Annotated in this window: 9 protein-coding genes; 4 read left to right on the forward strand and 5 right to left on the reverse strand. The window is 63.6% G+C overall.

The genetic code is table 11. The features are described from left to right. Window positions 1-326 precede the first annotated feature (326 nt). From AC3EO7_RS37495 to AC3EO7_RS37505, 3 genes are all read right to left on the reverse strand, one after another. Window positions 327-503, reverse strand: coding sequence for a competence protein CoiA family protein (locus AC3EO7_RS37495; RefSeq protein WP_488186323.1), 177 nt, complete (start codon window positions 501-503; stop codon window positions 327-329). Between the two features lie 633 nt (window positions 504-1,136). Then, entirely contained in the window at window positions 1,137-1,481 is a 345-nt protein-coding gene (locus AC3EO7_RS37500; protein WP_435593840.1) for an MmyB family transcriptional regulator, read from the reverse strand. Then, window positions 1,414-1,839, reverse strand: coding sequence for a helix-turn-helix domain-containing protein (locus AC3EO7_RS37505; protein ID WP_435593841.1), 426 nt, complete (start codon window positions 1,837-1,839; stop codon window positions 1,414-1,416). The genes AC3EO7_RS37500 and AC3EO7_RS37505 overlap by 68 nt, the downstream gene beginning before the upstream one ends. 221 nt (window positions 1,840-2,060) lie before the next feature. Here AC3EO7_RS37505 and AC3EO7_RS37510 point away from each other — a divergent pair, with 221 nt between their 5' ends. From AC3EO7_RS37510 to AC3EO7_RS37525, 4 genes are all read left to right on the forward strand, one after another. After that, window positions 2,061-2,495, forward strand: coding sequence for a nuclear transport factor 2 family protein (locus AC3EO7_RS37510; protein WP_431972651.1), 435 nt, complete (start codon window positions 2,061-2,063; stop codon window positions 2,493-2,495). A 584-nt stretch (window positions 2,496-3,079) separates the two neighbouring features. Beyond that, window positions 3,080-3,499: a hypothetical protein gene (locus tag AC3EO7_RS37515; RefSeq protein WP_431972652.1), complete on the forward strand. Its 420-nt coding sequence runs from the start codon at window positions 3,080-3,082 to the stop codon at window positions 3,497-3,499. 342 nt (window positions 3,500-3,841) lie between these two features. Continuing rightward, window positions 3,842-4,324 carry a hypothetical protein gene (locus AC3EO7_RS37520; RefSeq protein ID WP_435593842.1) on the forward strand — a complete coding sequence of 161 codons (483 nt, stop codon included), beginning with the start codon at window positions 3,842-3,844 and terminating at the stop codon, window positions 4,322-4,324. Between the two features lie 878 nt (window positions 4,325-5,202). After that, window positions 5,203-5,748 (forward strand): hypothetical protein, encoded by a 546-nt coding sequence (locus AC3EO7_RS37525; protein ID WP_435593843.1) that lies wholly within the window; start codon window positions 5,203-5,205, stop codon window positions 5,746-5,748. 148 nt (window positions 5,749-5,896) lie between these two features. Here AC3EO7_RS37525 and AC3EO7_RS37530 read toward each other — a convergent pair whose 3' ends face one another. Next, on the reverse strand, window positions 5,897-8,596 hold the full coding sequence (locus AC3EO7_RS37530; protein ID WP_435593844.1) for a DEAD/DEAH box helicase: 2,700 nt from the start codon (window positions 8,594-8,596) through the stop codon (window positions 5,897-5,899). Window positions 8,597-8,852: 256 nt separating this feature from the next. Beyond that, window positions 8,853-10,089 (reverse strand): alpha/beta fold hydrolase (locus AC3EO7_RS37535; RefSeq protein WP_435593845.1); only part of this gene is annotated, 1,237 nt, incomplete at its 5' end.

Consider the following 10,089-nt stretch of genomic DNA (forward strand, 5'->3'; position numbering starts at 1 on the left):
GCGCAGGATGAACCGCTGGGCGTGCGATCCGCGAGCGTCCGGATCTGCCGCTTACGGCGCCGATCGGATCGGCCACGGCCTGACATAGCCCTGACGTGTCAACTGACACCGGCTTCAGTGTTCAGGTACACCACGAGATCGCGGGGCAGGCCGTGGGTGTCGTGCAGGTAGTGGTAGTCGTCGTCGGTCAAGGGTTCAGTGAAACGGCTGTGGGACAATACCTTTCGTCCGCGCTGGAGCAGCAGATGACGGTCCCCTGCAGCTGTGGTCGTTCGACCCTGCTCAGTGTTCGGTCACGCTGTCGGTCGGCGCGCCGCACCGAAACCTCATCGGTCAGCGGGCCGCCCTGGACCTCGAGCAACCTCACGGCCGTCGCCGAAGACGACACGGACATCACAGCGGCGCGCATGGTCGGGCAGCCATGCCTCGATGCGGACCTCGACGACATCCGGCTGCGTCCGAGCCCATCGAGCCAGCATCGCCTTACCGTTGAAGTGCCACAACGTCTCCGGGTGATGCTCACCGCCCGGCGGTGCGTATCCGGGTGGATGAGCGAAGTGTGGACGGCGAATTCCGCCCAGCCGTGCCCCGGACCACGACGAATCGGTTGGAGGAACTCACCCGAAAACCCCTTGTCGAATAGACGGTCAGCCTTCCCGTACACACGGGAAAGCCACGGTGGCCGCGCTATTCGAAGAAATATTTGGATTCGGCTGAGTTCGAAGTCGAGGAGCCTGCAACGGCTGAAATATCAGTTGGGGGTACGCATCGCCGAGTAGGTGGGGTGATCGACTGTGCTATCTGTCGACAACGGTTGCTGTCGAGGACATCTCAGTGCCGAATAGGCTCGCTATGAGACACGCAGAGCCGAGGTGACAGCGCAGAAGGCCATCACTGAGGCCGATGTGGCGTCACTCGAGCTTCTGCCATGCGGTGACGAGCGCTGCCATGCTGTTGCGGGCAAGCCAGATAGGCGACGCTGAACGTACTCCTGCCCGTCTGGTGCAAGCCAATGCGCTTAACATCTGCCGTCACCGCGAACCCCTGCAGACCGGCCTTGGCCGCCGCGTAGTTGGCCTGGCCGCGATTGCCCGATAGTCCGGCCCCGACGATCACGACATCGAGGTGCTGCGGAACTACGGACGAAGCTTGCTGGTGGATTCCGGGTGCTGCTCCTGTCCGGTCGTGGCGGACCAGCTGGCGAGCAGCTTCAGGCCCTCTTCGGCGGCGGTTCCGGAGGGTGCGCTGTAGACGACCACGCTCAGGCCGCTTTCGTCTGGCAGGGTCATGGTCTCCTGGTCGAGTTCCAGGTCGCCGACGAGTGGGTGGTTGAGGCGTTTGGTGCTCTGGCTGAAGACATATACGTCCTGGGAGCCCCACATCACGCGGAAGGCGTCACTGCGGGTGGACAGTTCACCGATCAGGTTCGACAGCTCCCGGTCGTAGGGGTTCTTCCCCGCCTCGATGCGCAGTGCGCCCACCCGGCATGCCTTCGACGATTCGCGCCACGCTGGGCCGAACCGTCGGCCGGACCACCCGCCGCCGGGCCTGGGGTGCCGGTCCTGCCGCGCGGGCGAGGTCGTACAGATACATGCGCTCAGGGCCGTCGAGCCGCAGTGCCTGGGCCAGCGCGTCCAACACGCTGTCGGAGACACCTTTGAGGTTGCCGCGCTCCAGGCGCGTGTAGTACTCGACGCTCACCCCGGCGAGCGTGGCGACCTCACCCCGGCGCAGTCCGGGCACCCGCCGCTGACCGTACGTCGGCAGACCCGCCTGCTCGGGCGTGATCCTCTCGCGTCGGGAGCGGAGAAACGCGCTGACTGCGTCCCGGTTGTCCATGAGGACAGAGTAGGCAGCCCGCGCGGCGGGTGGGGGACCCTCCCAGGACCCCTCACAGCGGAAACTCCCCCGTCACGGCCGCTTCCCGTTGCATCGTGCATGCCCCGGTCCTCCGGAGCCCGATCGGTGCGAGGACATACGCGCCCCGGCCGGCCGAACTTTCCCGTACCGAGTTCCGCATGCGGGCTCGAGTACCTGAACAAGATTGAAGGGCACACACGATGAGCGACCAGATCGAGACAGTGACGCAGACCCCGGCCGATGTCGTACGAGGGCTGTATGACGCGTTGAGCAAGGGCGACGTGCCGGGTGTCCTGGCCAAGCTCGACCCCGAGGTGATCGTGGACGAGCCGAATCAGCTTCCCTACGGCGGCGTGCACCAGGGCCGCGAGGTGTTCGTCCAGTCGATCCTGGGCGCGATGATGGGCTACGCCGACGTTGCCATCACCGATGCCGAGGTGTACGAGGGCCCGGCCGGCGTAATCGGAACCCTCACCGGAACACTCACGGCCCACACCACCGGTGAGCGGTACCCGCTGACCATGGTCGAGATCCACCAGGTTGAAGACGACACGGTGCGCAAGATCGACGTCTACATCAAGAACCCCCACGACCTCGCCGCGTTCTACGCGCGCGCCGATGCGGGCACCCGCTGACGACGCCACACTTCAGAGTTACCTGGTAGCACTCGGGAATCGCAACCTGAGGCTCCCCCGAATGGTGGACAGGGAGGTTATACGGCTACCGCTGTGAGCTAGCACTCGAAACTGTCGGGGCTTTGGTTCCCGATCGCGGAGTGCCGCCGCGTAGTACTTGTAGAAACTCATCCACTTGTCAACCGAGGCAACGAGTTCGGCCTTCGTGGCGTAGGCGTTAGTGGTGGCGGGACGGTTCTGGTTCGGTTGTCGCAGGTACGTGCCCGTAGCCGGATGAACAAGAGCCCGACAACAATGGCGAGCCGCAAACCGGCTGATCAGCCGAATCTCACTCGTCTGCACCGCATTTCAGGTACTTGCCCGCCTGGCCGGGCTGGTGATGGCGCGTCTCATTCTGGTGGGGTACTGCCTGGATGCACTGCACATCCCCGATGCCCCGCACGGCTTGGTGCAGAATTCCGCCGCGTTCCACCATCTGCGTTAGCCAGTCCCCACTGCCTCGGGAAAGCTCATACGCCGCGAACCGGTTGTGAGCCGGGAGATCTGGGGGCCGCAAGGTGGGTATGCGGGGTTACGCTGGATGAGTGCATGGCCTGCAGCGGCTGCTGCTCGGGTCGGGGCGGTTGCCAGAGGATCTGCGTGCGTCGCTGGTCGCGTCCGACGATGTTGTGTTCTTGGAGGAGGGTTTGACCGGTTCGGTCACCCGTCGCCTTGTCCGCTCATCCGGTCGTCTTGTCGAGTGGGAGCGGCAGGCGGTCTCAGGTGCGATCGCAGTCACTGTCGGCCGACGGGTGCTGGTGTGGGCGGGCCGGTTCAAACACATCGATGTGCCGATGACGCATCCGCTGTGGGCGACAATCGAGTTCAGCATCGACCGACCGAACCGAGTGTGCTTCGCCTACGACCCGGCGGTGACCGATCCGGGGCAGTCGGGACGGGTGGAAGTGCGATTGAAAACGTCGCGGGTGAAGCAACTCGCCCGGCTGGTCACGCGGCCGGTGTGAGGCCATTATCGGTTGCCCGGCATGGTGACTCGGCGAGATCCGATCAGCTGCCGTGGGCTCACCGTCCCGCGGCGGTGAGCTGGTAATCCGCTTCGAGCAAATCCACCCGCTCAGTTGTACCGAGAGATCGCGGCTCAGGTTCGTCGACGAAGCGGCGGACGAGTGCGCGAGCGGGGGAAGGGTCACGGTGACCCTGATCGATATCCAGTGCACGACAACCACAACGGTGATCGAGCAGACGCGCACAATATCGATGGCCCAGTCGCGCTCGAGCACGTTGGACCACATCGCCCGGTCGGGCTGGGTCACCATGACTTCGGATTACTCGCCCCGGCTGAACGCGTGGTGAATACCGCGCTGAATTCGGTGGTATGCAATGCGCGCCTGGCCACCGACGACATTGCCACCGAGGTCGGCCGGCTTCGTGGAGCCGTCGAGGGCCGGGTCTGCCTACCGTGGGGCTTTGCGCCCAGCGGGCCGAAAGTCCGCGCGGTGTGCGCCTGTGGATTCCGCACCACCGCGCGGGCGAACGGCGCCCGCGCGCTGGCGGCGCTGCTGGCCGAGCATGGCCACACCGACCCGGTGTGCAGTGTGCGGGCACGACCACAGCGGGCACAGCTGGTGCAGCTGCCCATCCACCACGTCGAGATTCTGACCGACCCGGTCACCGGCGATCGGTTCCTCGTGAGTCGGGGGATGCCGCAGTCCCCCACCTCGCTAACGCAGCCAAAGGTGAGCCGATGGGCCCGCAATTCCACCACCGGGTGGCCGAACCGCTCATCGATCATCCAGGCGGCCACAGTCCGCCAGCTTCCGGACCGATGACCGGCTCTCACACGCCCTTGATGTGGCCCCCTGGCAGCAGGCCGCCGAGCGCGGCTATCACGTCCTGGCCGAACACCGGTGCACGACCACACCGGCCCACCGGTCCCATTCAGCTCGAAGAATTCCACTACCGGACATTCGAAACCACGCGAAGTACCAGGGGAGGGTCAGCCGCGATTGCTGTCACACATCCCGACTACATTTACTGCACAGTCGACAGCAGTCGCAGCGGCGCCTGTGAGCCCTTTGGCCACGGAGCCGACACTTGGGCAGGAGTCATATGAGTAGGTACGTGGTCGTTATTACTCCCGAGACGGAAGAGACAGAGGCAACTTCCAGACACGCGGAAGCCACGATCAAGATCGAGACTGCCGGTCCGACCCCACGCATTACAGAAATGACCATCAGGTCTACTGCAGCGGGTGGCCTGTCCGCACGCACACTGCCGAGTATCGACCTCGAATCGGTTGTTGCTGCCCTGGTGGCCGGGGTGAATCCGAGCGCACCCGTTGCGCACCCTGAGACTCGCCGAGCTGCAACGCATGTCGCAGAGACCACCCCTGCCACGGCCAGCGAACAAGCCCCGACACAGCAATCAGACGCAACCCGAAACACCACTGACCCAACACCATCCGTGACTCCGGACACGACGGTCCCCGAGGTCCCGGAGCGGGCCTATCGCCGCATGCCCGACGCCGGCGAAGTCCGCGCGGCGTATGAAAAGATCGGAACAGTCACTGGCCTTGCCCGACACTACGGTGTACCCAGGCACACCGCCCAAGGCTGGATGAGCCGACTCCGCAAGCTCGCCGCCGAATCCCCGGCTGGATCCGCAGATGCCAGGTGAGCCGCGCGCGACGTCAGCGAAGGAGATATTCGTGGGCAGTACGTACAAAGTAACGATCGCACCTGACGCGCCGGACAAGACAACCGCAACCATCACCGTCGTGCTCGACACAGGGGGCGTGCGGGTAACCGAGATCCGCGTGGCGGTCGGCGACGATGGTGCGCCACTGCCGAACGAACTGGCACACATCGACTTCGCCGTCTTGGTCGAGAACGCCGTACTGATGTCGCAAGGCCGCCTACCGATGGTCGCTGAGGCCACCAATGCCGAGGCAATCGACGTCGAGCCCGCGCCCGATCGTGCATCAGCCAAAACCGCGCCCCACGCGGATCGCGCCGTTTTTCGGTCCGATACCGGCGCCGCTGCGTCCGGCAACACCCGACGCCCGTCGGACTCGGCCCGCCCATCCAATGGCGCACCGTCGGATCTGGCGGTGACCTTCTGGCGCCTTGGAAGTATCACCAAAGTCGCCAAACACTACGACGTTCCGCGTCACATAGCGCAAGACTGGATCAAAGTACTGAGTCAGGAGACCAAGCTACCGAATAGCTGGAGCAACAAGAGGAATGGGCGATAATTAGATCGAATCAGTTGCCCGTCGGTCGATTCACGATCCTATCCGCTCCGTCGCCGACAACGACATAGCATCGCAGCTCGTCCGTCGTGCAGGCGACTGATTCCTGCGCGTCGATCCGGACTCTCAGTGCGCAGTCGCGCCGATCGCGTCAGGTCTGAATGCTGACCAGCCGCTGATCGACCACGGGTTGACATTGTGAATATCCACTCAGCCATCCGGTTGCTTGATAATCGCCGCGCCAGGTGAATACCGCTGCCCCGTGCTCGGAACCGCTGCCCGGAGCATCAGTGGTGGCTTTCCCTTGTGGCGCTGGGGACGTGATGTAGTTCGTCCCTGACCACGTGGCCAGGATGGCGGTGGTCGAACACTTCAAGCGCACTTCACCGGAGGTGCTTTCGAGCACGGCTCCGGTGACACGGTCTCGTAGCAGCGCCGCATAGTCCGACGGGTCGAGCTGAGTGCCCTGAGGTCTGCCTGTTTCCGTCCAGTCGGGACTGGTCAGGCCGCGCGAGGTAGCCGCGTGCCACAGCGTGGGAACGAGGTCCTCGGCGTGTTCGGCAGTGACCATCTGCTCACACATCCACAGCAGCCGCCCCGCACCCCGGCCGGGCTGGCACCGCCGCCACCGGATTCTCTTGCTCAGGTCAGCAGCGACCACAGCGACCCACGGATGCACCGTGCCGAGAAACCCCTGGCTGCTCAACCAATACAGGTACCGCGGCGCACGCTCTAGGATCGGATACATTGTCGCGTAAGGGATCCCGGCGATCACCCGGGCGCCACGATGAAACTGCGATGGTGAGTTCGCTGCTGTCAACAGCACCGCGCAAGCCAGGTCTCCCTGGCTGTAGGCGAAAGAACCTGCGCTCTGGCGACACTCGATGTGGACCTGGCCGTCGTCGGACACCACTCCGCCGGCAAGCTTCAGCTGGACGGCATTCGCTTTGAGAGCTTCGCTGATCGCGGCTTGAGCCAGTTCGGGAACGTGGGCGGCAATGGTCTGAATCAAGAGGTTTTCGGCCTCTGCGGGACTCTTGGGTAGGTCCAGTCCGGCCAGGGCCGTTCGTAGCTGATAGCAGACCTGAGGAGACACCATCAACCGAGCAGTCAACAACCCGAGCTCGGTGGGGATCAGCTCATCGATTTTGTCGGATCGCGCTACCTGTCTGAGGAAGTCACCGTCTATCAAGAACCGCACTGCTTGCCTGAGCGGGGTCATATCACGGCTCCCCTGATGATGGGCCAGCGTTTGCGCCCACCACCGTTCGGCCTGCGATAGAGAGTTGATGCGCCCCTGAATCGCCTCCGCTAGAACATGCTCAGGAAAGCTGTCCTGGATCTGAGAATCGACGCGAAAACCCGCAAGCAGCTTGCGTTGCCACACCGCCCGTTCGACATCGTCGACGATCAGAAAGGCCCAACCCTCATTCTCCCCCGCGCCAACACGTCCTGCACGACCGAACATCTGCTGAACGGTCGCAACATCGATCGACTTCAGGCCGACCTCCGTGTCTTGCACAACAACAGCCCGGGCTGGCATGTTGACCCCCGCCGCCACCGTCGATGTCGCTACAAGCACATCCAATTCGCGTGCACGGAAGCCTTTTTCGGCCTCGCGCTTGTACTCCCAGCCCTTATAGTGCAAGCCCACCCGAGCGGCTGCACAGATCCGATGCACGACGTCAGGATCATCAGGATCGACACCGAACACATCAGCACCCCGGCTGGCGGCAATGATCAACGCGGTCCGGCGAACATTCCGTTTACTGCTGCAGAACACCAGCACACTGCCCCGATTGGCGGTGACCATATTCACGATCCCGCTCGTCAAACGCGACTTGGCGCCCTCTACCAGACTCCAATCCGCGGTCTTGGCCACTACCGGCAGCTGCCACGTCAGCTGTGTAGGCCGCCACGCAACCCGCACCGTCCGAGCATGCAGCCACACGGCGAGTTCGTCGGCGTTGGCGACAGTGGCCGACAATCCGATGATTCGCATTCGAGACCCCGCACCCCGAACTCGCGCGAGAATCGCTTCGAGGAACGGCCCCCGAGTGCGGTCACCCAGCAAATGGATCTCGTCGACGATCAAACAGCCAACTTCGGCCAATGCCTCCCGCAGCGAAGCAGTCCGGCAGATCGATTCGAACTTCTCCGTCGTCGTAACCCACAGATCCGCGTCCCGAATCCGTTGCGCATCAAGGCGATACTCTCCCGAGAGCCGCTCCACACGCAGACCACGCTGACGCCAGCTATCGAGTTCCTCGTTCAGCTCATCGGTAAGCGAACGTTGCGGCACCAGCCACGCGGCCTTCTTTCCCTGCTCGAGCACGGTGCGCAGCGCGGCAACCATACCCATCACTGTCTTACCCGCCCCTGTCGGTGCCACCACGATCAGGTGTTCGCCGCTGCTGAGGATGTGCGGGATCGCTTCTGCTTGAGCGGGATTCACCACCGGATGCGGCAAGTACCGAACCCAGGCCGCAGGCACGACTCGTTCTATCGGGAGGGGCTCGGTCAGCAGCCCCTCCACCATGGAGTGGTTCTGCCACATCAGCTCGAACGCATCGCGCGCGGTTTGCGCTGCGGGTCCGCTGGCTGCTCGATTCCGCCGAGAAGCCGACCGGGTAAGCCCTGACTGATCGGTGACGACGGTCAACTGACCGTCATCGTTCAAAGTGTGCACCGACTCTTGCTCCAACAGATAGCCGATCTCACGAAACGGCACCTGCTCGGCTGCCAGCCTGCTCCTGAGATCGGCGAAACGATCGCCGACCGGAATCAGTACTCGCACATCGGTGTTCGGCGGATGCGGCGGGAGCACCGCATCTGGATCAGCAATCTTCATCCACAAAACGGGAGGCTGGTTCGCATACTGAGACCTGGCACCGGCGACTTGCATCAGCGTGAACCTGACCTCCGTGTGGACCGATCACACCGACACACCGTTACCGGCGCCTCGAGCGTGACGAACTGAGCGACCTCGACACCATAGCCGAGGACAGCGACAGTTCATGATCAGCGTCGAATCAGCCATCTGACAGGCGATTACGGCAGCCGACAGGACACCGCCCCTTCAGACATCCCAGTGCCATGTCGCACCACTACCATGGCGGAGTCTCGGACTGCCGCGCAGGATCGACAATGTGGTTCTCGAGGATGGGACCAATGACCGCCAATGCCTCCGGTGACGTCATCTGAGTATGCTCGCAGTCCACCGTGTTCTCGTGCACGGCGCCGGTAACAGCGGACCGCCATGCCTGCGCCGGGCGTTGCTTGCCGGCATGGTCCATCACGCTCGCCGAGCCCGCCGCGCTGAAGTAGAGCAAGTCCCCGTCGAAGACACCCGGCCGGTATTCGCGCCATATCCGTCTGGAGTTCTCAACCGAGGCGGCAAGTCGTTTCAGGTGCGTGGAGGTGAGACCGGTCTCCGGACCGAACAACCTGTTCAACAGCGCGGCGGCATCCTCGAAGGAAAACTCGCCATCTATGTGGGAATCGGCGAGCGTCCTACCGACAGTTTCGAGACCTTCGATGTGGCTGTCGGCGAGGTCCGAACTTATGGCGTGGACCAACTTCTCGGCGCTTACCCTCCCTCCGAGCGGATCTTCCCCGTAGACCGCGGCCGTATCTTCTTCGTAAAGGACAGAATCCATCATTGCGAGCGTGGCAACGTCGTCACCGGCTTTGGACAACTCGACGGCCATGGCGTGTGCAATTGCGCCACCCAAGGACCACCCCAGCAGATGGTAGGGTCCGTGCGGCTGGACTGCGCGCATCTCCTCGACATACCGATGGGCCAGCTGACCAACTGATTCGAAGTTCGGTTCACCGCTGATGACCGGCGATTGCAGACCGTATACCGGGCGGTCAGGTGAGAGGTATCGAACCAGCCCCGAATACGCCCACGAGAGTCCGAGTCCCGGATGTACGCAGAACAGAGCCGGATGACTTCCGGTCGAACGCAGCGGAATCACCGCACCGAAAGCATCGTCGATCGACACTCTGATGAGGCCCAGTGGATCCCCGATGCGACCGGCAACCCCTGTGACTGTCGGATCCAGGAACATCAGTGGTAACGGAATCCGGCTACCGAGTCGTTCCTGCAGCGCAGTCACCGCAGTGACCGCGAGCAACGAGTTCCCCCCCAATGCGAAGAAATCGTCGTCGAGCCCGACCCGCTCGACCCCCAACACCTCCGCGAACACCTCCGCCACCACCTGCTCCACCGGAGTCACCGGCGCCCGGAACACCACCGGCTCGAATATCGGCGCCGGCAACGCCCGCCGATCCACCTTCCCCGACGTAGTCACCGGCAACCCGTCGAGCACCACCACCGCG

Source organism: Nocardia sp. bgisy118, assembly GCF_057708605.1.